Consider the following 24,816-nt stretch of genomic DNA (forward strand, 5'->3'; position numbering starts at 1 on the left):
AACAGCGGCTGATTAACTTTAGCCTAATTTGGGTGGGCTTTAGTTACCAAAAGAGCCTGCGGCACCGGGAAATACTACCGGGCTTTCAATCCCGTGCTGGCTGATGCTGGCTACGCCAAAGAAGTAGTTATCAATCACTACATTTTCCAGGGTGAATTCAGTCACCTTGCCCACTTCACGACTGAATTGCCAGTTCGGCGCATCGGTATAGCGCCAGTAAATTTTATAGCCTTTCACCAATTCAGCTTCCTGCGGCAGAGGTTTGGCCCATGACAAGGTGGTGTCGGCAGACACGGCACCTTTTATGGTTACGTCAGCCGGTGGATTTGGCGCCCAGGCCAAACTGGCCAGGGTTACCGCATTTAACGCAGTAAGTTTAGCGGCATAAGCAAAGTCGACGCCGTCGATGGTATCACCGTATACAACACCATTTTCGGTGCGCAAGTCCTGATGCTGGCGGTCATAATGCTCGTTGGTCTCCATAATACGCACCGCCGGATACCCTAAGTCATTGAATGGCCGGTGATGGCCACCACGACCAAAACGATCCAGCCGGTATACCGGCATCACATCCAGATTAGGGATGTAACGATCGGCAATGACATCGATGTAACGGGCCAGGTTACGGGTGGGCGAGTCGTTCTCACCACCCGTAAAACGGCGTTGCCGTGCTTCCTGCTCCGTTTCGTTAGCCCGGGTACCTTCGGCAAACACGCGGGCGGTGGTGTTATCGATTACGCCATTTATACCGGCAGTGTTACCGATCATGTCATTGTTCAGCACGGCTTTAATTCGCCAACCCGCTTCTTTTGCCTGTGCTGCCAGAATTTTGCCACCAAACAAGCCTTGCTCCTCGCCAGACAACGCCGCATAAACAATGGTGCCATTAAACTGATACTTGCTCAGCACCCGCGCTGCTTCCAGTGCGCCGGCCACACCCGAGGCATTATCATTTGCACCTGGTGCATCGCTGGTGTAATTCATTACATCGCTAACCCGTGAGTCGATATCGCCGGCCATAATGACATAACGGCCAGGATCAGTCTTGCCGCGCTGCACGGCAATAACACTTACCACATCGGTGGCATTAGGTATGCGGGCTTCGCCTTCGATAACTGCACTGGAGTAAGACACTTCCAGGCAGCCGCCACACTCGGCAGAAATACGCTCAAATTCAGCTTTGATCCAGCGCCTGGCGGCACCAATACCTCGGGTATCCGACTTAGTTTCTGACAAGGTATGGCGGGTGCCGAAACTCACCAGCTTAGCAATATCGCGCTCAATATTTTCCGCCGACGGGGCAGTGGCTATTGCATGCAGCTGCTGGGTCTTGTCGTCGCCAGGCGCAGCATAAAGTGGCAGTGCGCTAAACAACAACACGGGCAGTAATGGGTTTCTGCAAAACATAATATGTCCTGAAATAGTCAACGTCATATCTACTATACGGCTTTTTCAGCATGCTGGTGGTTGCTTCTGGCGTTATCTGTGGCATTTTGCCAGCCGTTTATCTTATTTTGCAGGCCTTGCCGTTCCCAACATTTATAAACTGTAAACCAGTTGTCATATTGGCGTGAAATGACAATATTTCAGCGCAACAGCTCAGTATGCTGGTGCGGTGTTAAAGGGGTTAAGTTGTCACTAACACTTCGCTGGCGTTGCTGGCGGCTCATGCACGGATGTCTTGAAAACAATAAATTACAGGACGAAAACATGCGAGCTTTTACTTTAGGTTGTCGCAGTATGCTGCTTGGCACACTGCTGTTTATCACGCCACAGGCGCTGGCCGACGTTATTTTACATGCCTTCGACTGGCATTATAACGAGGTAGCCAACCGGGCAGAGGAAATTAAAAATCTGGGTTATAAAGCAGTACTGGTAGCCCCACCCTTAAAATCAAACGCCGGCAACTGCGCCTGGTGGCAACGTTATCAACCGCAGGATATCCGGGTTATTGATCACTGCAAAGGCAATAAGCAATCGTTTCAGGCGATGATTAATGCCCTGAACGACAGCAATCCGGCACGGCGGGTTGAGGTGTACGCTGATATAGTATTAAACCATATGGCCAATGAGCGCAGTGCAGCTACCGACTTTCCCGGCCAGGCAGCGCTTAATAATTATGCCAGTAACCCTACTTACTGGAATAACCAGCGCTTATTTGGCAATTTAACTCAGGGGTTATTCAGCCCCTGGGATTTTAACCCCGCCAATTGCATTCAGAATTACAACGATGTCTGGCAAGTGCAGAACTGGCGTTTGTGTGGCGGTGGTGGCGATACTGGTTTACCGGATCTCAACCCGAACAGCTGGGTAGTACAACAACAACGCGCCTACCTGCAAGCCTTGAAAAATATGGGTGTGAAAGGCTTTCGGGTTGATGCAGCCAAGCATATGACTATCTGGCATATTAACCAGATCTTTACCAGCACGATCAAAAGCGGCATGTACGTGTTTGGTGAAATTATTACCAGCGGCGGCGCCGGCAATAATGAATACAACAGCTATCTGGCGCCGTATATTCAAAACACCGACCATAAGGCCTATGATTTTCCGCTATTTGAAAGTCTGCGCCGGGCATTTAACCCCAGCGGTAGTATGAATGAGCTGGTTGATCCCGGCGCTTATGGCCAGGCACTGGCCAATAGCCGGGCGGTAACCTTTACCATTACCCACGATATTCCCACTAATGATGGGTTTCGCTATCTGATCATGAACCCAACCGACGAGTATCTGGCGTATGCCTATGTGCTGGGAAGGGACGGCGGTAAGCCGTTGGTATTCAGTGACAGTACCGGCACCGACAATAACCGTTGGGTTAACGCCTACCGCGCAACCTCTGTGCAGCGGATGATTAACTTTCATAACCGGATGCAGGGACAGGGCATGGAAGTACTGGCATCAAGCAACTGTGCTATTTTGTTTCGCCGCGCTCAGGAAGGGGTAGTTGGCATTAACAAATGCGGTAGTCAGGTTACCTTCAACGTCAATACCAATGGCCGCTTTTACTGGTACCGCACATATCGGGATGCACTCAGCGGTGGCGCCACGTTCAGTATTGGTGGCAGTAACCACAGCTTTAGTATTCCGGCCCGTCAGGCCAGAATGTGGTACGCCGATTAAACAACATCTTCATAGTGCCGGCAGTATGTACTGCCGGATAAGCGCCATCGCAGCGTTAGTCTGACCGGGTACGCCGGCCTGAAAATTCTGCAACAGCACAATTGTCAGATTTTGCTGGGGTATGGTCAGGATAAATTGTCCGCCAAACCCCCAGCCTAACTGAAAATCTCCGGCATTGACGCTGCCCAGCCACCACTGCCGACCATAGCCGGTTAAATTCAGCCCCCCCAGAGGTTGATTAAGTGGCTGACTTACTTCAGATGCCTGGATGACCCAGCTGGCAGCAATGATTTGCTGGTTTTGCCAGCGTCCTTGTTGCTGCAGCAATACTGCTATTTTAGCTAAATCCCGGGGCCTCAGTGTTAATCCGGCAGCGCCATTGGTAGTACTGTTATGCAGGGTTTCCCAATTAAACTGACTGATACCAAGCGGGCTAAACAAATATTGTTCAGTAAAGTCAGCCAGAGAGCGGCCTGTAGACTTAGTGATAATATAGGACAGTAAATGTGAAGTACCTGAATTATAGTTAAAGCTGCTGCCAGGCGCACTGACAACCGGCCGCTGCAATACATAGCCAACTTGATCAGTGGCAGTCACCCAGTTGTTGTATCCCTGGGCTGTACTCTCGTCCCAGTCAATACCACTACTCATATCCAACAGGTGCGCTATGGTGAGATCAGCCTTATCCGTCAGAAATTCGTTATAGTCTTCAGTGAAAAAATCGGTAATTGGTTGATGAACCGAGCTAATCGCACCAAGCTCAATAGCCTTACCGATCATCAGCATAGTGATGGTTTTGGTTACAGAACGTAAGTGCTGTAATGAATCCCGCTGCTGCCCATGATAATAGGCTTCGCCAACCAGCTTGCCATTTCGCAGCACCAATAACCCATGCATTGGGCTTAGTTCAGCCGCCTGATTAAATGCTTGCTGTAGTAAAGCTGCATCCATTGCTTCAGCCGCTGCCGTACTGACAGGCCAGTCACCTGCCACGGCCGGTTGCCAGTTTACATTGGCCACAGGCATGTCGCTGACAGCGCTATCACTTCCGCCACATGCGCTGACACAAAAGCAAAGTATTAAGCTTATAAACAGGCGCACAGGCAGTTCCGCAAAGTTGATTTACCGTTCAGCCTAAGCGCTGAAATAACAAATAGCAAACCCTTGTGACGTAAAGACGCTTAACAGGGATAAGCGGCATTTTACGGCGCTTTTGCTGGGCTTTTTACTGCCGCTGTGGCAGGCTGACGATACTAAATTCAGGAGCTGTCAATGAAGAAAGCCTTTGCCCCCGCTAGCCGGTTTACATTATTTTCTGCTGTTATTATCCTTAGTATCAGCAGCCTCACATCCTGCTCTGATCCTAGCCCTGATGCCAGTCAGCAGCAACTTATTGCCAGCCTGAGCGAACCACAACGGCTGCTATTTGAACAGGGCCAGCTAAAAGCATACAGCTGCGCAGCGTGTCATGGCCGTAATGGTATCTCCAGCCACCCAAACTATCCCAGCCTGGCTGGCCGCTCTGCCACTGAGTTAGCCAGCGCGCTAACAGCTTATCGCACAGGAGAGCGCAAGCATGCATTGATGACGCCACAAGCAAGAGGTCTTAGCAACACGGATATCGACGCGCTGGCGTATTATTTTTCATTGCAACAACCGATGGTAGCGAGCAAGCAAGCTGACTGATTATTACGCCTCAGTATTAGCCCACCATTCACCATAAAAAAGGGCAGCTGCTAGCTGCCCTTTGGTATTGCAAAGCGAGCTTTAAACGCTTACTGAGCGCCACCTATAGTCATTTCGCTATTCATCACAACACCCTGATCATCAATATCCATATTAACCTGAATTTGCATATCCATATCGGTCAGTGCCTGTAATTCATCTGGCACCGGCTGGCCACTGGCCTGCATTGTCTGGGTCATAATGCTGAAAAACCGGGAGTAATCCATGCCAATGCTTAGCATGCCGTTCTTCTCAATAGCCTGGCCTAAAGTCGCTTTTGCCTGAGAGGTACCTTTATCACCGGCATACACCACCAGATGCGAATCATTTACCTGCAGCATTGGCGTAACGCCAAACGCGTCCAGCATCGGCAATACACTGTTTAACGCCAACTCTTCACCATCCGCTGGCAGTTCAATTTCAGCCATACCCGGTACCATCCCTTTTAAGCCTTCCAGGTAGCTACGGGCATTTTTCACGGTAACGCTAAGCATGGCATCCACTGCAGATAGCTGCATGGTGTTAGGGTCCAACACTAAATCGTTAATGGTTACCGACGCTCCGCGAACCGCATTCACCATAGCACCTGCAGCCAACATGGCCATCGGGTTTGCCTGCTGCATTTGCTGCTGCAGCTCTGCCAGTTGCGGGCACTGATAAGCCGGTTGGGTTAAACCACGCCATATTTTGGTCATCGCCGGGGCAAACTCGGCCATATCTAAACCCAGCGCCATGCTAAATACCGCACCGTTCATGCCCTGTGCCACATGGCTGGGGACAAAGCCACGAATGCCACTTAGGGTAGTCACGGTTTCGGTATTGCTGGTAGGCACCAGCATTTTACTGCGAACATGAGTGCTCTGGCCGGCTTTGCTGTCAATCTTGCTATCCAGATAAATACCCGGCCAGCTGCTGGTAATCGCGGTAAGATCCTGCTGACATTCAGCACTGCGCCACGGCTCCATCATGGCATTAAATTGCGGGTTAGCCATCAACTGCACATCGTTTGCCAGGCGGTTGCCATCGGTGGTGGTCAGGCCGGTTACAATTTGCTGAAAACTGATAAAACCAACAGCATTCGGATTTAACTTATACTGTGACACCATATTGGCCAGTTGGTTATCGCTGGTAATGTTACGCTCAGGCTTGGCCGCCATTAACACCAGCTGGCGGGTTTGTTCACCCTGAATAGGCAGCACCAGCGCCATATTACCCCAACCCTCGGTAACCGACACCAGCAGCTCTGCGCTGAACTCTCCCATCGTAAAGCTGTACGAGCGGTAGCCACCGTCATCACCGGGTATAGCCTGATGACTGATACCACTGGCCTCTTCAGCGCGGTCGAATAATTGCCAGAATGCCGCCTCATTTGCCAATTCAATCCGCATCACCGGTGCCAGCCCCACCAGATAGCTTAGCGAGCGCACCTGCGGTTTAATGCCGGTGAGCACCTCTAGCTGCTCGGGTTGTGCTACTGCCCGCATATAGTCGTGCGCTAAACTAAAAAGAAACTGAAGTTGTGGCTCGTCAGAATTCGCTGTAAGTTCTGCCAACTGTTGCAGGCTGGTTTCACTGTAATAATCCGGGCTTAAACCAAACGCATTAAGGTAGGCCACAAAATCTACCGGCTCTAATTGCGCAGATAAAAAAGCGGTGTCTGCCGGCACATATTCCAGCTCAGCGTGGTGCACAACGGCACTGTCTGTTCCGGTGAGTTTGATATAACCATAAACCGCGCCGGCAATAATAGCCGCCACCACGAGTAATTTACGCATTACTGTCTCCTTGATATTGTTGTTAAATCCTGAGTTTTCACTTACCAGTATTGTTCTGCAGCCGCCGCGGTTCTGCAACGCAGGTGGGGCAATGGCTGGCACTTGGCCCGCTAAAAACGCATCAATATTACATTCTTAACGGCTTAATAACAATGCAACGGCGCTGGCTTCAACCATTTTCTGGCAGGCTTATTCGTCGCTGGAGAATAACGCCAGTAAGTCTGCCGCTTCACCCTGCCATAACTGGCCTTTACTGCCGCCTAATAACTGATCGGCAAGGCCCTGCTTAAAGCTTTGCAACTGCTGAACTTTTTCTTCAACGGTGTTGCGGGCGATCAGTTTATAAACAAACACCGCTTTATCCTGACCAATACGATGCGCCCTATCGGTTGCCTGTTGCTCTGCCGCCGGGTTCCACCACGGATCATAGTGAATAACCGTATCGGCAGCCGTCAGGTTTAAGCCGGTACCGCCCGCCTTTAAGCTAATTAAAAACACTTCGGTCTCACCATTTTGAAACGCATCAATCTGGGTCTGGCGTTGTTTGGTCTGGCCGGTTAGCTTGCTATAGCTAATGCCCATGTACTGCAATTCCTGCTCAATTAAATGTAGCATGCTGGCAAACTGACTGAATAATAATATGCGCCGTCCCTCTTCCAGCATCTCCGGCAGCGTGTCACGCAGCCATTGCAATTTGGCGTTATGCCGCACTGTTTGCGCCTGCTCTATCGGCACTAAGCGGGCATCACAACACACCTGCCGCAATTTTAATAAGGCATCTAAAAACTCAATCTGGCTGGCCGCCACCCCTTTGCGCACAAACAACTCACGCACTTTTGTTTCCATAATTAAACGGATACTTTCGTAAAGGTTGCGCTGATCAGCTTCCAGTTCCAGCAACTGCACTATTTCGGTTTTTTCCGGAAGTTCAGTCGCTACCTGGCCCTTAGTGCGGCGCAGCATAAACGGCGCTATTTTCTGGCGCAATACCCGGGCCCGTTCGGCGTCGCCGTGTTTCTCTATCGGCTTACGGTACACCTGGCTGAAATGTTGCTCGGTGCCTAGCAAACCTGGCAGCACAAAATCAAACAACGACTTTAACTCACCCAGATGGTTTTCCAGCGGGGTGCCGGTTAATGCCAGGCTGAAGTCGCGATGCAGCACCCGCACGCTTTGCGCTGCCTGGCTGCCAGCGTTTTTAATGTGCTGCGCTTCATCCAGCACCACGACACTAAAGCGATGCTGACGGTACAGGGCAATGTCGCGCACCAGTAGCGGATAACTGGTGACAATAAGCTGATAATCCGCCAGCTGCTCAAATAACGGACGTCGTTTCGGCCCATACACCTGCAGTACTTTTAAATCAGGGGTAAAACGACGTGCTTCCTGCTGCCAGTTACCCAGCAAGCTGGTCGGGCAAACAATTAATGCCGGTTGGTTAAGCTCACCCTTTTGATACTGCTTTAAGATAAAACTCAGCGTTTGCAGGGTTTTACCCAGCCCCATATCATCAGCCAGCACGCCGCCTAAGCCATACTGTTTTAAAAATGTCAGCCAGTTCAAGCCCTGTTGCTGGTATGCCCGTAAGGTTGCCTGCAGATTATCAGGCAAGGCAACATCGGTAATACCACTGAAATTATGCAGTTGCTGGTTAAGGCTGGCGAGGCGGTTAGCATTCAGGTATTGAATCTCAGCCGCACCGGGTGGCGGTAAAATCGCTGCTTTAAAGTCCGGCAATTCCAGCGTTAGCGGCGCCTTATGCATATTCAGCAACTCGACAATCGTATCGATTAATGGCTGAATTAAGGTCATTGGCAGGGCCAGTTTACCCTGGGGCAAACTAAGCCAGATTTGCTGCTCTGCGCCAGGCAGACCATTCTGGCGCAGCCACTGGCTGATTAACGGTAGTAAGGGTACCTGCTGGCCGTCAATATCGACCTGAATACCCAGTTCAAAACCGGTTTTTTTACCGTCCTGCACCTGCAAATAAGGGGTTGCCGCCAGAATATCCAGGTTAAAGTCACTGGCCTGCTCTACCTGCCAGCCATCATCGCGCAGGCTATCAAGTTGCTGTAACAATGGTTGCCACAACTCGGGGTTGTCGGGGCCATCGCCCACCCCAAACGCCGCTTGTTGTTCGTTCGGGGCCGGCAAAGCAGGCAGGCTTAGCAGCTCCAGCTCCAGTAACACTTCCAGCGCCGCAGTTTCGCTGGGCCGGTGTCGTTTGACAAAATAGGTACGCGAGCCTTGTTGCACCTCAGTTTGTGATGCTTGTAAATCCAGCGGCAGCCGCTGCTTGTCGTAATCAAAGCTAAGTAAGGCTACGGGCTCCTGCCGCCCTTTGCTGTGGCGTGGTAACATTTTTAACTGCAGTACCGGAGTCGGCTTAACGTTAATTTGCTCAACCCCTAAACCTGCTGGCATTGGCAGGCTTATTTTGGGCAATAATTGCTGTAACCGACCCAACCGACTTTGTAATAGTGCGGCCGGGGCCGGTGGCATTTTCGATAGTAGCTTTAATTCGCGGCCACTTAATGGCGTTACCAGTAACCCCAACTGATAAGTATCGGTATCCAGATAGCAGGGCGGATCGGTAAATACCAGCACGCTATTGTGATCATCGCCAATTTGCCAGCCTAATTGCTGACCGGCTTTGCTATTGTGCCAGCTTAATTCCAGTGGCCGTTGTTCACCCCAGCTTAGTGGGTAGCGGGCTTCGCTGAACATACAGCGTTCGGTGGCCAGCAACTGTTGCAACAACTGATAGCCCCAGTTATCTTCCAACACCGACTGGTCGGCCAGGTTATGGCTGCGAAACAGTGTCAGCAACTGATAGTCGCTGTCATTCAGCCAGGAGGGCGGCTGCGGACTAACTAAATCGTATTTGCCAATTGTCTGGCCTTTGGTGTAGCCGCCCTTTTTCATCGGCCTAACCCGGCGCGGATACAGCTGTAAGCCGGCCTGGCCGTAGCTTAGTAAATACAGCACGGTGTCGCCACTGTCATCCCGCACCGGTTGCTGCAGCTGTTCCAGCTCGGTAAACCAGTTATCCAGTTTAAGTTGCGGCAGCTGTTTTATGCGCAATTGCTGCTGAGAATAGTCACGTTTTAAGCGTAGCAACACCGCCAGAATATGTTTGCACCTATGGCCCACCGGGCAACTGCAGCTGTCACGCAGCGCCCAGCCAGTGTCGGTTTGTGCCAGTACAATATTTTGCCGGTACGGCGAAAAGCCCGCCCCCCATACCTGAGCACTGATCTGGCTTAAATCATCGCTGTACTCCAGCTTCAGCACTTTGCCGGCTTGCAAATACGCCCGGGCCCGATGCAGGGTGGCACTGTCAAACCATTGCAGCAAACGGTCTTCGTCCAGGGGGAAAGCATGCTGTTCGGTGGGGTTATTCAAAATATCGTTAACTCTTACTGAAGTGACTTCTGGCGGCAACGGTCAAGCCTGACACCAACGAAAACTCCCATGCTAGCTTACTTTGCCGGCAGACCAAAGCGTCTTCGTCAGTTACTGGTCGTTTTTCAACGAAATGGGGTATTAAAAATAGTAGTCCAGGCTTAACTCAATATAGTCATCACGGCGCAGATTATAGAGTACATCAGTGACATCATCGCTTTGAAACAACCAGCCATTCAGGCGAAGTCGCAGGCTGTTCGTTAACCGCATCGAGGCTTCAAGCCTGGCACTGCGGCTATCACTACGGTCCAAATCCTGCAATACCCCAAATAATAGCTCGCTGCCGGCCACATCATTCAGCGCCAGCCGCCAGCCAACAAAAATGTCATTCTGTCCGGTAACCGGCGCCTGTAAACCGCGGCTGTCATATTGATACTCTGCCAGCCAGCCTAAATCCCAGCTGCGGTTAAATACTCCTACCCGGGTATACTCATAGCCCACGGTTGTCGCCACAAACTCTTGCGGGCCACTGCGCCGGTAAATACTCTCCAGTTTCCATAGCCAGTCACCTGCCACGTATTGGGCATCGACGCCAAATTGCTGCATCTGAAAGTAATAGGGTTGCAGTTGTTGTGCTGCAGGTTGCGGTATCAGCAGGGGCTCGCGGCTGTTGCCGGCAAAATAACTGAGTCCCAAATCCAGTGCACTGAAACGCTGCGACCAGCGCAGGGCAACATCCAGGTTGCTACGCTTTTCACTGGACTCATACAATGCGATATCTTGTTCAACCGGCCAGGGCGTGGTCAGCCGGCCAGCGGGATCGGCAAACAAACGTTCTCTGAAATACGGCAGTAAATATAGCTCGAGGGTACCGGCGCTATTCCAGCCTTTGAAACTGAGCATTGGCTGGCCCAACCGGGCTTCCATATCCACGCCGCCCGCCATATCTACCTGGTTTATCACATCGACCAGGCGCTGTGATTCACTTACCCCCCAGAACACGATGTCGTTGCCGGCTTTAAACTCCCAGTTACTGGCCGCATAGCGCCAGTAAGCCTGGCGCAAATCCAGTAAGTTGCTGGCGCTGTCGCGTTGGTGCCAGCGTAAAAACGGCGTAAGCTGAAAATGCTGACTGCCATCGTCATTCTGCCATGACCAGTCTGACAACACACTAAGCAGAGTATGCGCCCGGGCCTGACCGGCAGCGCCGGTTTGGCCGAAATAGCGCTGCGCGGCGCTTAGCTGATGCTGTTGGCGTAAACTAAAGCGTGCTGGTAACGGCTCTGGCTGCGCTGCTGCGGTTGTGACCGCCGGTTCTGCGCTCTGAGCTGTGGTAGCAACAGCCGCTGGCGCCGTTGGCGCAACAACTGGCTCGCCGCTGGCTTGTGGCTGCGGCACTGGCGTTGGAAGTGCTGAGGCTGGCGGTGCTTCGGCGAGCGGCACTGTGGTTGGAGGTGTCGCAGGGACAAGCGCCGACATGCGCTGCCCTCTGATCGCCTGATAATACCAGGCCCGGGCTGCAGCAACCTCTGTTGCCAGCATATCGGCGCGGCTCGGCACTTGCAGTACCATGCCGGTACGTAATTTATTAATGTCGCCATCGACAAAGGCCGCAGGATTACTGCGCCATAACGCATACACCACCTGCGGCATACTGACGGTATCATCTGGCTGGGCCTGCACCGCCACCCGCCATAAGGTATCGGTCGATACCACCGGGCCAAGCTCACGGGCCTGCAATGCATAGCCTGGCATCGCTGTCGTCAGCGCTATTAGCAGCAATAAACCGGTCACCGTGGTTCGGTGCAACTGCGCAGCGAAGTTAATCATAATACCTCAGTATTTTCCCGGCGTGCCCAACTAGCGCAGCCGATCCAGTACATTAACGTCAAAATCAGCGGCACTGCGGCCCACGTCAAATTGCAGCTCTTCTATCACCAAATCGGTACTTTTGCCGGTTTGATGGTTTTGCATCCGCAGCAGCATTGGCCGCCAGTATTTATCCTTAAATAATTTATAATCAGTGGCAACTAAGGTTTTCAGTAAGCTTTGTTTTTTATCATAAAACTCTATTTTCTGCACCCGGTAATGCGCTTTGTCTACCCAGGCAATGGTTTTACTATAGCCCGAAAATTTGTCGGCCGGGATCCGCTCAATCACGTAACACATGACGCCGTTGACTTCCTCATCGCGCAAATAGCGAAACTGATATTTTTCCAGTTCAAATGAAGCCATGTCCTCGTATGCAAATTCGCTGGCCATAAAAGGCCCGGACTTATTACGGCTGGCAATGCGCCGGGTACGCTTGATCGCCGGTAAAAACAACCACTGGTCGTCTTCGGCCGTGGGGTGAGAATGACTTAAAAATGCGGAGCCCCGCACATCACGCGGCTCATCAAATATAATCAGCGATTTATCGCCATCGCCTATCACTTCCAGTGCCAGAGTGCGCATGCGCCGGATACTTTCATCACCGCCGGCGTCTCGCAAAATCATCAGTACTTTACTTTCACTGTCACCCCAGCCGGTATCCCGCTTTTTCTGTTCAGTAGCAATTTGCAGGCCTTTTTCTGCTGAGCCTTCTGTCGGATCGGCGTGAACCGGTGCAACAAGCAGCAGACTGATGGTCAGAAAAAATATGCCTAAGCGGACGGTGTTATGGTGTGCCATCAGTTTTATACTCCTTTGCATCAAATTTTAATAAGCAGGCGGGCAGAAACAGAAAATCGATAATCAGTGCCACCAGGATCACCAGTGCGGTTAACATGCCCATATCAGAATTAAGCCGGAAGCCGGAGAGCATTAATACCCCAAAACCGGTTATTAGTACCACGGTGGTGATCCACAGCGCCCGGCCAACCGTGGTAAAAGCATAGCGTATGGCTTGCTCGGTTGCCTGCCCTTCCAGCCTGGCGGCCCGGTATTTACTTAGAAAGTGTACGGTATCGTCGACAATAATACCCAGACTCATGCCGGCCACTACCGATAATGCCAGATTTATTTCACCACTTAGTACTCCCCATAAACCAAACGCGACCAGCGCCGGGGTAATATTAGGAATAAGGCTGATTAACCCCAGGCGCCATGATCGTAAACTAAAGACCAGCAGCAGCGAGATTAATAGCAGCGCTAATGGCAGTGTTTGCAGCATTGATGCCATATTTTTCTCGCCAATATGGGCAAACATCAGCGCGGTACTGGCAGCAGTTGCTGAATATGCACCGGCGTTTTCAGCCAGATACGCCAGCGCGCGCGTTTCAAAAGCAGTGAGCTGCTTACTGCCAAGGTTATGCAAACTAACGGCTACCCGGGTCGCGCTTTTATCCAGGTTTAACTGGTTATTTAAATCCAGGCCAAAGGGCAGCGACATTTCATACATTAGTAAGTACTGCGCGCTTTGCTGCCGGTTATCTGGCAACCGATAAAAGGCCGGGTCGTCCAGATTCATATTTTTATTCAGTCGCCGTATGGTATCCGTAATACTGTTGACATGCTGCACCTCTGGCTGACGTTGCAGCCAGCTGGCAAAATCGGCTACTGCCTCTAAAAATTCCGGCTCATTCACCGCACCGGCTTCATTGCCGCCGATAACAAAATCAACCGTAGTGGCGCCAGTCAGGTTTTGCTCCAGAAAATCGTTAGCCTGACGAAACTCGGTATCGGCAGCAAAGTACTTAACCGCCTCATCGTTAATGATATTGCGACTGATTAAACTGCTGCAACCGAGGATTAGCAGGGTCATGCCCCAGAATAGCGGCTGTTGCCAGCGGATTACCTTGTTAGCCAGCCATAACATGCTTTTATCACTGCTTCCGGCGGCGCTGTGCTTACCCTGCCCGGCACTGATCGGCATAAATAACAGCAATGCCGGCAGCAGTACCAGACTGAACAGGCACGCAAGCATCACCCCTACTGCGGTCATATTGCCCAAGTCACGCAAAATAGGGACTTCAGAAAAATTCAGAGTTAAAAAGCCTATTGCGGTGGTGGCGCTGGTAATAAATACCGGCATACTGTTGCGCTTTAAACTGTACTGTATTGCCTGCAACCTGCTGTCACCGCGGCGCAGGGCAAATTGCATGGCGGCAATCAGATGCACCGAATCGGCGACCGCCAGTGTCATTAAAATCGTTGGCACATTCACCGTTGCCGTACTTAAAAACAGCCCGGCCCAACCAGCCAATCCCAGGGTGCTGACTACAGTAACCACAATAATTACCAGCGTAGCCAGCGAGGCCAGTAGCGAGCGCAACAACCAGGCCAGCATCAGCAAAATAGCTGCAAACATGACTGGAATCAGAGTTTTTACGTCATTTTCGGCTTCATAGGCGAACGCATAGTTCATGGCCACCACGCCACTAACATGAAACGCCGTATCCGGATGCGAGGCCTTAAACGTCTCCAGCATGGCCGAGATGGCCTGCCATACTTCTTTAACTTCGTGCTGCAGGTTTTGCTCTGGCAACTGCAAGGTAATATTAATTGCCGTCACACTGCCATTGGCCGATACCAGGCGCTTCTTCAGCACCGGTTCGTTTAATGCCACGCCAGCTATCTTATTCAGCTCCGTATTATTAAGCTCAAGCGTTTCGCCAACCAGATCAGCGACCCATAAATCATCAGCAATGGCTTCGGTGTGTTGATAATTACTTAATGAATCTACCCGGATAGAATAGGGTGTTTGCCAGGCCGCTTCTGTCAATTGCCTGACCAGATCCAGAGTTTCTGCACTGAACACCTGTTTATCGGCCGGCGCGATAGCGATCAGGATATTATCGCTTTTATTAAACTGCTGCTGCATTTGCTCAAAGGCCTGCAGTTGCGGATTATCGTTGCTGAAAAAAATCCGGTAATCGCCACGAAAGTATAAATTGCCTATCCCCCAGCCACTGCCAACGATTATTAGCAGGCACAACGCTGTGACAACGCGCGGATACCCCAGAATATGCTGCAGAGCGCGTTGAATCATTTGTTGCTACCTTTGTTCGTGTGAATGGCATGGCGTTAGCCTTTGAGCTTAGCAGGCTATTGGTAAAGTGGGGAATAAGCAACTGTATTCATGCCGCTTTTGCCGCGCGGCCACCCTGTAGCTTGCATTAAATTAACAATATGCTAAACATAATGCATTATTTAAGTAAAATATCGGAGACAGGATGTCACTGGCCGTTGTTTACAGCCGGGCTCGCCATGGCCTGGATGCACCACTGGTTACCGTTGAGGTGCACATTAGCAATGGCTTGCCGGCGTTTCAGCTGGTAGGCCTGCCTGAAACGTCGGTAAAAGAATCACGCGACCGGGTGCGTAGCGCCATGGTTAACAGCGGTTTTGCGTTTCCCGATAGAAAAATAACCGTTAATTTAGCCCCGGCCGACTTACCCAAAGAGGGCGGCCGTTTTGACCTGCCTATTGCCCTTGGCATTATCGTCGCCAGTGGCCAGCTGAATGAACAGTGTACCGGCGAGTACGAGTTTTATGGCGAGCTGGCGTTATCTGGCGAAATACGGCCCATTCTGGGTGAGATCCCGGTGGCGGTGGCCTGCCGCGATGCAGGCCGGGCTGCGCTGATGCCAATGTTAAATGCCCAGCAGGCGCAGCAGGTACCGAAAGCAAAAATTCATGGCGCCGAGCATTTATTGCAGGTGCACAGCTTTTTACTGGCACAGCAGGCGTTGCCTGCAATTCCGCCGTTGCCCGAGCGACCGGTACAACATATGGCCGATTTAGCCGATGTACGCGGCCAGGGTCATGCTAAACGGGTACTGGAGATTGCAGCTGCCGGTGAGCACAATATGTTAATGCTGGGCCCGGCCGGTACGGGTAAGTCGATGTTGGCACAGCGCCTGCCCGGAATTTTACCGGCATTGACTGAGCAGGAAGCGCTGGCTACCGCCGCTATTTATTCCATTGCCGGCTTGCAGCGAAACCTGACCGACTGGCAACAGCGGCCTTTTCGCAGCCCGCACCACACCAGCTCGGCGGTGGCATTGGTCGGTGGCGGCTCAGTACCGCGACCGGGTGAAATATCACTGGCCCACCACGGCATTTTATTTTTAGACGAACTGCCGGAATTTCCACGTAAAGTGCTGGACGTGCTGCGCGAGCCGCTGGAAACTGGCATTGTGCATATTTCCAGAGCCGCCCGCCAGGCCGAGTTTCCGGCGCAGTTTCAGTTAGTGGCGGCGCTTAATCCCAGCCCGACCGGCCACCATGAGGATGGTCGCGCCACACCCGAGCAGGTTATGCGCTATTTAAACCGGTTATCGGGGCCGTTTATCGACCGGATAGAATTACAAATTGAAGTGCCGTTATTGCCCAAAGGCATGCTAAGCCAGCAACACAGCACAGAGGAGAGTAGTGCCAGCGTCAAACAGCGGGTGGTGGCGGCCAGGGATATACAGCTGGCGCGCCAGGGCAAAGCCAATGCCCGGTTAAGCGGCAGCGAAATCGCTGATTTTTGCCCGCTAAAGCAGGATGATGCCCGCTTTTTAGAAGACACCATTCACCGCTTTAAATTATCGGCCCGTACCTACCATAAAATTATCAAAGTGGCGCGCACCATCGCCGACCTGCAGCAGCAACCGAACATCAGCCGCGCCCATTTGATGGAAGCACTCAGCTACCGCGCACTGGAGCGGCTGCTGAGTTATTTAAAGACCTAACTCAAATACAGAGACTACAGCAACCGGTTTGCTCACATCAACACGCCGTAAATACTTCCCTGTAGGCTCGATTCGGCCATCCAGGCCTGCAACGGTCGACTTAGAGCAAGCCGATTACTGTCTTTGAAAACTAAGCGCTATACCAGCTTCCAGTTTAACATCTGGCCGGCATAAAACGGTACTATCGGCAGGCCATTAGGCAGGGTAATTTCTGCAGGCACCTGCCACTGTTGGCGCTGCAAAGTTACCGTACCTTCGTTACGTGGTAAACCGTAAAAATCCGCACCATAGTGGCTGGCAAAACCTTCCAGTTTGTCCAGGCAACCCAGCTCGCCGAACACCTGAGCATATAGCTCTATTGCGCTATGCGCACTGTAGCAACCGGCACAACCACAGGCTGACTCTTTGCGATGCTTCTCATGCGGCGCTGAATCCGTACCGAGGAAAAACTTGGCAGAGCCACTGGCTACAGCTGCGCGCAGCGCTTCCTGATGGGTGCGGCGCTTTAATACCGGTAAACAATAATTGTGCGGACGCACCCCGCCGACCAGTAAGTCGTTGCGATTGAGCAGTAAATGTTGCGGGGTAATGGTGGCGGCCACGTTGCTACCCGCTTCGCTGACAAAACTAGCCGCATCGGCGGTCGTAATATGCTCAAACACCACTTTTAACTGCGGCAGCCGGGCGACAATATGCTGCAGGTAGCGGTCGATAAAGACTTTTTCCCGATCAAAAATATCAATATCATGGTCAGTGACCTCGCCATGTACCAACAGCAACATACCGTGTTCTGCCATTGCTTCAAATACCGGATACAGTGAGTCCAGCGCGCTGACTGCGGCGCTGGAATTGGTGGTGGCGCCAGCGGGGTATAACTTAGCTGCGACTACGCCGGCAGCCCTAGCATCAATAATTTGCTGGCGGCTGGTTTTATCGGTCAGGAACAAGGTAAGCAACGGTTGAAACTCGCTACCAACGGGCCGGGCTGCCAGAATACGCTCACGGTACGCCACAGCCATCTCGGCGGTGGTAACCGGCGGCACTAAGTTTGGCATAACAATAGCGCGGGCAAACTGACGGGCCGTGGCGGGAACCGTTTCCAGCAACATATCGCCATCACGAAAATGCAAATGCCAGTCGTCTGGGGTTTGGATAGTTAAGTGGCTCATCAGCAGCTCCGGGCAGGTCAGGTAAAAAATAATGGTCGCTATAATAGCAAGGAATCCGCAGTGGTGAAATCGACCGCGATTGGAAATAACCAGCGGGCAGCGGTTTTTATTCAACGTCGGCGGTTTAAACCAGCCACTGCTGTTTGCTACACTGGTAATAGAACTTATAGCAGTCACCACGAGCACTGCCGCAAACAGGAGTTAACAGCATGTCTGATTTTGATTCTGAACTGGATTTTGATTTAAACAACCTTGATTTTGACGGTGCTGAAGCTGCGCTGGCGAAACAGCAAGCAGAAGCCGAAGCAAAAGCCGCCGAACCACAATTTGGTGATGACGACGACGAATGCAGCGGCGGCGCATGTAAAATTTAGTGTTTGTTGTTGATAAGGGCTTATACTGTCAGAAAATAGTCCCTGGATAATAAAATGAAGAAAACCCGTATTATTACGACTGATGACATCCTGCTAACGCTGTGTCAGGCAGTTAACGGTGTGCTGTCGGCCGCTGGCAACCCGGCGATCAGCCACTCACCCATGGTGCAGAAAATTCAGAAAACCTGCCTGCGACCTGATCTTGGCTGCTTTGTGTTATTTGACGGCGGCTTTTCCGGGCTGGTTATTATTAACTTCACAGCACCCGCCGCGCTGGAAATATACCGTAAATACATGATGAGTATGGGTATGCCTGAAAATGAGCTGGCGCAGTTTCATACTTCTGATGAAGTAGGCAACGTGATGGGCGAACTGATGAATCAGATCGTCGGTGACTTCACCAACAAGGTACGCCTTGATTTACACACCTCGATTAATCAAAGCCAGCCGAAAATGATGGCGATTAATAAACAAGTACAAATTCTGATTAATACCCAGCTTGATCAACCTCAGGCCCGGCGCGTTACGTTCAGCACACCAGAGCATAATATTTTTTATATGGAACTGGCGATGGATAAAACTGAGTTTATTCAATTGCAGGAGTTTGAAAAATCCGAACAGGAACACCCGGACGATATTCTGGCTAATGCCCAGCAATACCGCCAGGAGAATACCGTGGATGTTGAGCCAGCAGTGGATGATGACTTTCTGAAAAACCTCGGTTTCTGATTAACGTCAACGCTGCAGGCCAGGGTTGAGCCTGAGCGTTTTTACTCTGCCGCAGTTGCGGCAGCGCCAGAGTGCAAAACCTGGCGCCACAGCTGGCTCAGGCCTATAGCCAGCACCCCAGCTAACATCAGCATTGAAAACGGCAAGGCATCACCGGTGTAAAACCAAGCCAGTAAGGGCCCGGCTAAAGCGCCGCTGCCAAAGCGCAGGGTACCAATAACTGCAGTCGCCGTGCCGCTGTTATCCGGAAACTGCATAATAATCATGGCGTCGGCATTAGTGGCCATTAGCCCCAGACTTGCCATCAGTGGCGCTATGGTAAATACCGTGTACCACAGCCCCATTTCTGAATAGTTAAAAACACACAGTAACGTGGCACAAACTATAGCTACTATCAGGCCAAAGCGCAGCATACGCTGCGGCCCAAACCGCACCACCAGCCGGCTGTTCAGCAGGTTTGCACTCATTAGCGCCAACACGTTAAAAGCAAACAGCAGACCAAACATTTGCTCGCTTACCCCAAAATAGCCGATATACACAAAGGATACGGCCGTTAGAAAACAGAAAAAGGCGAAGGACGCAAACATGGAACTGGCAATATCAGGCCAGGCCGCTTTATGCCGGAACACTTTACGGTAGCCACTGAAAAATGCCGGCCGCTGCTGGACGTGAGGACTGGTGATCTCCGGTAAAAAACGCCAGCTGAAAAATACCACCACCAAACCGTACAGCGCTAAAAACAGAAATATGGCCTGCCAGCTTGCCAGCCAGATAACCCCACTGCCCATCGCGGGCGCCACCAGCGGTGCCAGCATCATAATCATAGAGACATAAGACATGCCTTTAGCGGTATGCTGCTGATACAAATGGCGGATAATACCTGGCACCACTACCGAAGCCGCCGCCCCTGCCAGTGCCTGCACCGCACGCCAGCCTAAAAACCACTCAATACTCTCTACCTGGCTTAAGGCGACACTGGCCAGAATAAAACCCGTTAAACCCAACACTGCCAATGGCCGGCGGCCCAGCATATCGGCCAACGGTCCAAACACCAGCATGCCGGTACCATAAGCCGCCAGAAAAATACTCAGCGACTGCTGCACCAAACCAATATTGGTGTCCAGCTGCACGGCCATCATTGGCATGGCTGGCAGATACATATCTATAGCCAACGGTGTCGTCGCGACAACCGCTGCCAATAACATCAGCAACCAGATAGAAGGCTCGGAACGGGACATAACAGGTACTCTTATTTGCTGACTTAATTTGCTGACTTAATTTTCCGGCTTATTTTTACCGGCTTAGTTTTCCGGCTAAGTATAGCCGGATAACCTGCAGCGGCAGATCGTGCGTTGGTAATATTATTAACTGAGCGGCAGCAGCAGTTGCAAACTGGCGCCTCCAAGCGGACTGGTACCGATAATCAGCTTGCCCTGGTGCCATTGTACAATACGCTGGACTATGGCCAGCCCCAGGCCAAAACCACCCTCTTCGCGGTTGCGACTTTGCTCCAGCCGGTGAAAGGGTTTCAATACTTCCGCCCGACGCTCCACCGCAATGCCCGGGCCATCATCGTGCACGTTAATCCGCCACTGCCCCTGCTGAGCTTTAAGATCAATCACAATTTTCTGGTTAGCATACCGCTTGGCATTGACCAGTAAATTCTGAATTGCCCGCTCCAGATAGTGCGCATCACAATAAAACAATGCGCGGGCGGGGAGTTGCAACTCAATCGTTGCCCCTGGCAATGGTGCCAGTTTTTCAGCCACATTATGGATTAACTCGGTTAAATCTACTTGTTGTTTTTTCAGATTAAGCTGATGACTTTGCAATCTGGCATAGTCCAGCATTTCATCAACTAATTGCTGCAACTCCCGTACATCCTGCAGCATCAGATTTTTGTCATTTTCCGGCAATTGCGCTGCCATTTCCAGCGCAAATTTCAGCCGGGCGATAGGGGTACGTAACTCGTGCGACACGGCATGGGTCATTTCCCGCTGCAGCTCCAATAAAGAGATAATTTGTTGGCTCATGTGCTGAAAACTATCGGCAATCGGTGCAATAAACGAGCGGGCGGGTAACTGCAATTCAGCAGGTTGCCCTTTGCCAAATCGCTGCAGGCCTTGCTGTAAGAAACGAATATCCCGCGCAACCGGCCACAGCCACAATGCTACAGCAACGGCCAGCAGGCTGAAAAACAAAATGCTGAACCAGTCAAAACCCGTGCGTTCATTTAATTGCAGCGGCCCCAGTAGCCACAACTGCTCGTTGCGCAGGCCATAAAAATACACACTGTTATCCTGAAACAACGGTAATAAATGATTTTGTTGTAATAGTTGCCACTCTGCAGGCTGCCAACTGACACTGTCCATTGCCACCGCCTGATAAGGCAGTCCCAAATGAGTGGCCCACTGCGCTTCAGGTAAACGCATAACCAGCGCCATTTGCTCGGCCAGGGTATCAACCAGCGCCGGTAGCTTGTCACCTTGTGCATATTGCCACAACTGGTCAACCGTCCAGCCCAGGCCAATGAGTACCAGAAATAAAAACAAATAGAAGTGCAGAAACAAGCGATGCATAGTTACCAGGCGTCTGCGACAAACAAATAACCTTTACCCCAGACCGTTTTAATCCGAAACGGCACTTCGGCATTGTCACCCAGCTTGCGCCGTAAATGCGACACCCGCACATCGACCGTGCGGTCAAGGCCGTCATATTCACGACCGATAATTTGCTGATGAATAGCTTCACGTTTTACAGTTTGGCCCGCATGGCGCGCCAACATCCATAATAAATCGAATTCATAGCTGGTCAGTTCCACCAGCTTGTTGTCAAACCAGGCTTCACGGGACCGCTGTTTTAACATTAAACGGCCAAATGCCAGCTCCTGCTGATCGGCTTGCGGACTAGCCTGGGTGCGCCGCAGTAAAGCATTAATCCGGGCCAGCAACACTCTGGGTTCAACCGGCTTAATCACATAATCATCGGCGCCCAGCTCCAGTCCCAACACCTGGTCAATATCACTCTGCCTGGCGGTGAGCATTAATACCGGCCCTTTAAACCACGGCCTTATTTGCCGGCAAACGCCAAAGCCATCCAAACCGGGTAGCATGAGATCCAGCACAATTACATCAGGTTGAAACTGTTTACATTGCTCAGCCACCAGGTCGCCCCGGCTTTGCTGCTGCACGGTAAAACCATGTTGCACCAGAAAGCTCTGCACCAACCCGGCCAGCCGGGCATCGTCTTCCACTAACAAGATCTTGGCCATTAAAAAATACTCCATGCGCCGGAGATACGGCGACGTTTTGCGGGTTGCCGGGTTAACACCTGCAATTCGATGCTAAGCAACACCTGCTGTTGCTGGCGCAAGCTTAACCAACCCGTTTGCCAGTTGACCTGTTGCTGCCACTGACCACTGGTGGCTTCCTGCCAGCAACGCTCTGGCTGCTCTGCCAGATATAAACAAACGGTACGGGGGGTGTCACTAAACCATATCACCCGCAGTGCGGCTTCACAGCCCTGCTCCAACTTATCGGCAACACAAACTATCGGGCTGACTTGCCAGCACAGGGGTTCCGTGCAATCTTCGGCACCAACCTCGGCCTGACTGCAAAACGCCGCGCCAAGGAACAAGGTGAGTGCGCACCGTGCTAACCACATCAGAAAAACCGGTAACTCACGCCACCAAACCAGGTTGTTACATGGTCGGAGCGAACCAACGCACTGTCAGTCATTGCATTGTCCAGCTGTAAATACCGAAGAAATATCAACACACTGAGTCGCTCTGTTAATGGTTTGTTCCAGTTTAACCGAAGTTCGGCCTGCCAGCTATCCCGGCCTTGATATTCCTGCCCCGGCGCCACTTCTAATGCCGTTAAACCATAGTAGGTGTCTATTAGCTGGGCGCTTTTCCAATGCAGCCTGGCAGCCAACTGCCAGTTGCCATAGGCGCTTTGCCAACCCCGCCTTGCCCCTATACTGGCGTACTGGCCATGATGTTGCTTACTGGCATCGGTCCAGTAGGCCAGTTGCCATAAGGTGTTATGGCGGACAGTATCTAGTTGCAGCCCGACATCAAAGGCGGTCGGTCTTTTTGAAACCTGACTGAGCGCGACTTCAGAAGGGGCCTGCCGTTCAAAAGCAATACTAAACTGAGGCATCATTACTGTACTGGCTTCAAATTGCAGCAAATTACCACTAAACCATTGCTTAAAATAGCCTTTTTCCTGATTAAACTGGCCAATAATACTGAGCTGCGTATGCTCGCTCAGCGCAATGCTGCTACCAAGCCGACCATTGTCAAAAAACCAGTATTTGCTGTAGTAATAAATTTCAGGCAAGACCACCAAATCAAGATTCTTCCCGCCATTTAATGGGTTGCTGCGTTGGCCGTAGCCCAGTGCCCAGCTTAAATACAGCTTTTGTTGTTCAATACAATCATTGCCCTGACAAGTGGGAGGGTTAGCCGAAGCCGCCATGCCGCTTAGTAACAAGCTCATTAATAACACTATTTTTAATGACGTTTTGAACACAAATGCTTACCTGATAAGAGTGACAAACTAGTTTAGCAAGGGGCAGGCCTGCACCGAAACAGAAATAACATAGTTTCACAAATTTACCTTAACTGTCACATAAGTTCTGGTTAAAAACAGATACCGACGCCGAAATTGAATCTGCTAACAAATCCATCTATGATGAGCCGACTATAACGATAATGCGCTGATCAGATTGCTGCAGTTTGCTGCAGGGCTGTACCGCTGGATAAGCAGAGCACAAGATGAAAGACAAAGCGACATCCTTTGATATTGCCTATCTGGCCGGGGTATCTCAATCCACGGTGTCACGGGCACTGCGCGACAGCCCGCAAGTAAACAAAGAAACCCGGGAACGGGTGCATGCCATTGCTAAACAGCTGAATTACAAAGTGGATAAAAACGCCAGTAATTTACGCAAGCAGCGCAGCAGCACCCTGGCCTTGTTGTTGTTTGAAGACCCTACCTCTGACGAGTCATTAATTAACCCTTTCTTTCTGTCGATGCTCGGTAGTATTACCCGCGCCTGCGCTAAGCGCGGTCAGGATTTGTTGGTTTCTTTTCAGCAGCTTAGTGATGACTGGCATGCCGACTATGAAGACAGCAACAAAGCCGATGGTATTATTCTGCTAGGATATGGCGACTACGTCGATTACGAGGAAAAACTGGAAAAACTGCTGGCACAGGAAACCCATTTCGTTTGTTGGGGGGCAGAGGTGCATGGCCATCCCGAGTTTACCATCCGCAGTAATAACCGGGAAGGCGGCAGGCTGGCAGGTGAACACTTGCTGGCAAATGGCTATAAAAACTTTGCCTTTGTCGGCAATGCTTCAGAACACAGCCCTGAGTTTTTTGAGCGATATCAAGGCTTTACTGACGCACTGCATGTGGCTGGCATTTTGCCAGCAGACATTACCCAGTGTGATGCAATTTCCACAGAAAACGCTGGTGACCATGCCATCCGCCATATAATGCAGCAGGGCAAAGCTGTCGATGCGGTATTTTGCGCCAGCGACATTATTGCCATTGGAGTCATGCGGGCCTTGCATCAGCTGGGTCATAAAATTCCGGCCGACATCGCGGTAATGGGCTTCGACGATATTCCGGTAGCGTCGTTTGCTACCCCGGCACTTAGCACCATTCAGCAGGACACCTCACTGGCCGGTGAAATGCTGGTCGACAATGTACTGCGACTTATTAACAACCAGGCTATTGTCAGCACCCATATCCAGCCAAAACTCATTATCCGCCAATCCTGTGGTAGCCGCTGAAACGGCTACCACAGCCTGCACATTCTTACTCTGCAACCGAATTGCCCGGTGACT

The 24,816-nt window shown here is 51.4% G+C and carries 19 protein-coding genes; 6 read left to right on the top strand and 13 right to left on the bottom strand.

Annotated elements, in window-relative coordinates; all coding sequences use genetic code 11:
• Nucleotides 1-39 precede the first annotated feature (39 nt).
• The gene (locus B2X65_RS01365) at nt 40-1,407 is read right to left on the bottom strand and encodes a M28 family metallopeptidase (protein ID WP_290610058.1); all 1,368 of its coding nucleotides are present in this window, start codon (nt 1,405-1,407) and stop codon (nt 40-42) included.
• Between the two features lie 303 nt (nt 1,408-1,710).
• Between B2X65_RS01365 and B2X65_RS01370 the strand changes: the two genes are divergently transcribed.
• Nucleotides 1,711-3,120 (top strand): alpha-amylase family protein, encoded by a 1,410-nt coding sequence (locus B2X65_RS01370; protein WP_290610059.1) that lies wholly within the window; start codon nt 1,711-1,713, stop codon nt 3,118-3,120.
• 9 nt (nt 3,121-3,129) lie between these two features.
• Here B2X65_RS01370 and B2X65_RS01375 read toward each other — a convergent pair whose 3' ends face one another.
• A complete protein-coding gene (locus B2X65_RS01375; RefSeq protein WP_290610060.1) occupies nt 3,130-4,221 on the bottom strand; it encodes a serine hydrolase domain-containing protein in 1,092 nt (363 codons plus the stop codon).
• A 171-nt stretch (nt 4,222-4,392) separates the two neighbouring features.
• Between B2X65_RS01375 and B2X65_RS01380 the strand changes: the two genes are divergently transcribed.
• On the top strand, nt 4,393-4,806 hold the full coding sequence (locus B2X65_RS01380) for a c-type cytochrome (protein WP_290610061.1): 414 nt from the start codon (nt 4,393-4,395) through the stop codon (nt 4,804-4,806).
• Between the two features lie 89 nt (nt 4,807-4,895).
• On the opposite strand, the gene B2X65_RS01385 is transcribed toward B2X65_RS01380, so the two are convergent.
• From B2X65_RS01385 to B2X65_RS01405, 5 genes are all read right to left on the bottom strand, one after another.
• Nucleotides 4,896-6,620 carry a hypothetical protein gene (locus tag B2X65_RS01385; protein ID WP_290610062.1) on the bottom strand — a complete coding sequence of 575 codons (1,725 nt, stop codon included), beginning with the start codon at nt 6,618-6,620 and terminating at the stop codon, nt 4,896-4,898.
• A 189-nt stretch (nt 6,621-6,809) separates the two neighbouring features.
• On the bottom strand, nt 6,810-10,064 hold the full coding sequence (locus B2X65_RS01390; protein WP_290610063.1) for a DEAD/DEAH box helicase: 3,255 nt from the start codon (nt 10,062-10,064) through the stop codon (nt 6,810-6,812).
• A 102-nt stretch (nt 10,065-10,166) separates the two neighbouring features.
• Entirely contained in the window at nt 10,167-11,855 is a 1,689-nt protein-coding gene (locus B2X65_RS01395; RefSeq protein WP_290610064.1) for a FimV/HubP family polar landmark protein, read from the bottom strand.
• A gap of 30 nt (nt 11,856-11,885) precedes the next feature.
• Entirely contained in the window at nt 11,886-12,695 is an 810-nt protein-coding gene (locus B2X65_RS01400; RefSeq protein WP_290610066.1) for an outer membrane lipoprotein-sorting protein, read from the bottom strand.
• On the bottom strand, nt 12,682-14,994 hold the full coding sequence (locus B2X65_RS01405; protein WP_290610068.1) for an efflux RND transporter permease subunit: 2,313 nt from the start codon (nt 14,992-14,994) through the stop codon (nt 12,682-12,684). Before B2X65_RS01405 ends, B2X65_RS01400 begins: the two co-directional genes overlap by 14 nt.
• Nucleotides 14,995-15,178: 184 nt before the next feature.
• Here B2X65_RS01405 and B2X65_RS01410 point away from each other — a divergent pair, with 184 nt between their 5' ends.
• Nucleotides 15,179-16,684 (top strand): YifB family Mg chelatase-like AAA ATPase, encoded by a 1,506-nt coding sequence (locus B2X65_RS01410; protein WP_290610070.1) that lies wholly within the window; start codon nt 15,179-15,181, stop codon nt 16,682-16,684.
• A 137-nt stretch (nt 16,685-16,821) separates the two neighbouring features.
• Here B2X65_RS01410 and pyrC read toward each other — a convergent pair whose 3' ends face one another.
• Complete coding sequence (pyrC, locus tag B2X65_RS01415; RefSeq protein ID WP_290610072.1) at nt 16,822-17,853, bottom strand: dihydroorotase; 1,032 nt, start codon at nt 17,851-17,853, stop codon at nt 16,822-16,824.
• 209 nt (nt 17,854-18,062) lie between these two features.
• On the opposite strand from pyrC, the gene B2X65_RS01420 reads away from it, so the two are divergent.
• Complete coding sequence (locus tag B2X65_RS01420) at nt 18,063-18,227, top strand: hypothetical protein (protein WP_290610074.1); 165 nt, start codon at nt 18,063-18,065, stop codon at nt 18,225-18,227.
• 54 nt (nt 18,228-18,281) lie between these two features.
• Nucleotides 18,282-18,956 carry a DUF3334 family protein gene (locus B2X65_RS01425; protein WP_290610076.1) on the top strand — a complete coding sequence of 225 codons (675 nt, stop codon included), beginning with the start codon at nt 18,282-18,284 and terminating at the stop codon, nt 18,954-18,956.
• A gap of 41 nt (nt 18,957-18,997) precedes the next feature.
• Here B2X65_RS01425 and B2X65_RS01430 read toward each other — a convergent pair whose 3' ends face one another.
• The 5 genes from B2X65_RS01430 to B2X65_RS01450 form a co-directional block, all read right to left on the bottom strand.
• Nucleotides 18,998-20,194, bottom strand: a complete 1,197-nt coding sequence (locus tag B2X65_RS01430) for a multidrug effflux MFS transporter (RefSeq protein WP_290610078.1) — start codon at nt 20,192-20,194, stop codon at nt 18,998-19,000.
• 126 nt (nt 20,195-20,320) lie between these two features.
• Complete coding sequence (locus B2X65_RS01435; protein ID WP_290610079.1) at nt 20,321-21,535, bottom strand: ATP-binding protein; 1,215 nt, start codon at nt 21,533-21,535, stop codon at nt 20,321-20,323.
• A 2-nt stretch (nt 21,536-21,537) separates the two neighbouring features.
• Nucleotides 21,538-22,227: a winged helix-turn-helix domain-containing protein gene (locus tag B2X65_RS01440; protein ID WP_290610081.1), complete on the bottom strand. Its 690-nt coding sequence runs from the start codon at nt 22,225-22,227 to the stop codon at nt 21,538-21,540.
• Complete coding sequence (locus B2X65_RS01445) at nt 22,227-22,619, bottom strand: DUF3019 domain-containing protein (RefSeq protein WP_290610083.1); 393 nt, start codon at nt 22,617-22,619, stop codon at nt 22,227-22,229. The genes B2X65_RS01440 and B2X65_RS01445 overlap by 1 nt, the downstream gene beginning before the upstream one ends.
• Nucleotides 22,619-23,458: a MipA/OmpV family protein gene (locus B2X65_RS01450; RefSeq protein WP_290610084.1), complete on the bottom strand. Its 840-nt coding sequence runs from the start codon at nt 23,456-23,458 to the stop codon at nt 22,619-22,621. Before B2X65_RS01450 ends, B2X65_RS01445 begins: the two co-directional genes overlap by 1 nt.
• Nucleotides 23,459-23,736: 278 nt before the next feature.
• On the opposite strand from B2X65_RS01450, the gene B2X65_RS01455 reads away from it, so the two are divergent.
• Nucleotides 23,737-24,762 (top strand): LacI family DNA-binding transcriptional regulator, encoded by a 1,026-nt coding sequence (locus B2X65_RS01455; protein ID WP_290610086.1) that lies wholly within the window; start codon nt 23,737-23,739, stop codon nt 24,760-24,762.
• Nucleotides 24,763-24,816: the final 54 nt, after the last annotated feature.

This window comes from Arsukibacterium sp. UBA3155, from assembly GCA_002364615.1.
GTDB lineage: Bacteria > Pseudomonadota > Gammaproteobacteria > Enterobacterales > Alteromonadaceae > Alishewanella.

What these genes read in the sequence shown, in the direction of transcription:
- B2X65_RS01365 (WP_290610058.1), bottom strand. Translation starts at nt 1,407, where the DNA reads ATGTTTTGCAGAAACCCATTACTGCCCGTGTTGTTGTTTAGCGCACTG.
- B2X65_RS01370 (WP_290610059.1), top strand. Translation starts at nt 1,711, where the DNA reads ATGCGAGCTTTTACTTTAGGTTGTCGCAGTATGCTGCTTGGCACACTG.
- B2X65_RS01380 (WP_290610061.1), top strand. Translation starts at nt 4,393, where the DNA reads ATGAAGAAAGCCTTTGCCCCCGCTAGCCGGTTTACATTATTTTCTGCT.
- B2X65_RS01385 (WP_290610062.1), bottom strand. Translation starts at nt 6,620, where the DNA reads ATGCGTAAATTACTCGTGGTGGCGGCTATTATTGCCGGCGCGGTTTAT.
- B2X65_RS01395 (WP_290610064.1), bottom strand. Translation starts at nt 11,855, where the DNA reads ATGATTAACTTCGCTGCGCAGTTGCACCGAACCACGGTGACCGGTTTA.
- B2X65_RS01400 (WP_290610066.1), bottom strand. Translation starts at nt 12,695, where the DNA reads ATGGCACACCATAACACCGTCCGCTTAGGCATATTTTTTCTGACCATC.
- B2X65_RS01405 (WP_290610068.1), bottom strand. Translation starts at nt 14,994, where the DNA reads ATGATTCAACGCGCTCTGCAGCATATTCTGGGGTATCCGCGCGTTGTC.
- B2X65_RS01410 (WP_290610070.1), top strand. Translation starts at nt 15,179, where the DNA reads ATGTCACTGGCCGTTGTTTACAGCCGGGCTCGCCATGGCCTGGATGCA.
- pyrC (WP_290610072.1), bottom strand. Translation starts at nt 17,853, where the DNA reads ATGAGCCACTTAACTATCCAAACCCCAGACGACTGGCATTTGCATTTT.
- B2X65_RS01420 (WP_290610074.1), top strand. Translation starts at nt 18,063, where the DNA reads ATGTCTGATTTTGATTCTGAACTGGATTTTGATTTAAACAACCTTGAT.
- B2X65_RS01425 (WP_290610076.1), top strand. Translation starts at nt 18,282, where the DNA reads ATGAAGAAAACCCGTATTATTACGACTGATGACATCCTGCTAACGCTG.
- B2X65_RS01430 (WP_290610078.1), bottom strand. Translation starts at nt 20,194, where the DNA reads ATGTCCCGTTCCGAGCCTTCTATCTGGTTGCTGATGTTATTGGCAGCG.
- B2X65_RS01435 (WP_290610079.1), bottom strand. Translation starts at nt 21,535, where the DNA reads ATGCATCGCTTGTTTCTGCACTTCTATTTGTTTTTATTTCTGGTACTC.
- B2X65_RS01440 (WP_290610081.1), bottom strand. Translation starts at nt 22,227, where the DNA reads ATGGCCAAGATCTTGTTAGTGGAAGACGATGCCCGGCTGGCCGGGTTG.
- B2X65_RS01445 (WP_290610083.1), bottom strand. Translation starts at nt 22,619, where the DNA reads ATGTGGTTAGCACGGTGCGCACTCACCTTGTTCCTTGGCGCGGCGTTT.
- B2X65_RS01450 (WP_290610084.1), bottom strand. Translation starts at nt 23,458, where the DNA reads ATGAGCTTGTTACTAAGCGGCATGGCGGCTTCGGCTAACCCTCCCACT.
- B2X65_RS01455 (WP_290610086.1), top strand. Translation starts at nt 23,737, where the DNA reads ATGAAAGACAAAGCGACATCCTTTGATATTGCCTATCTGGCCGGGGTA.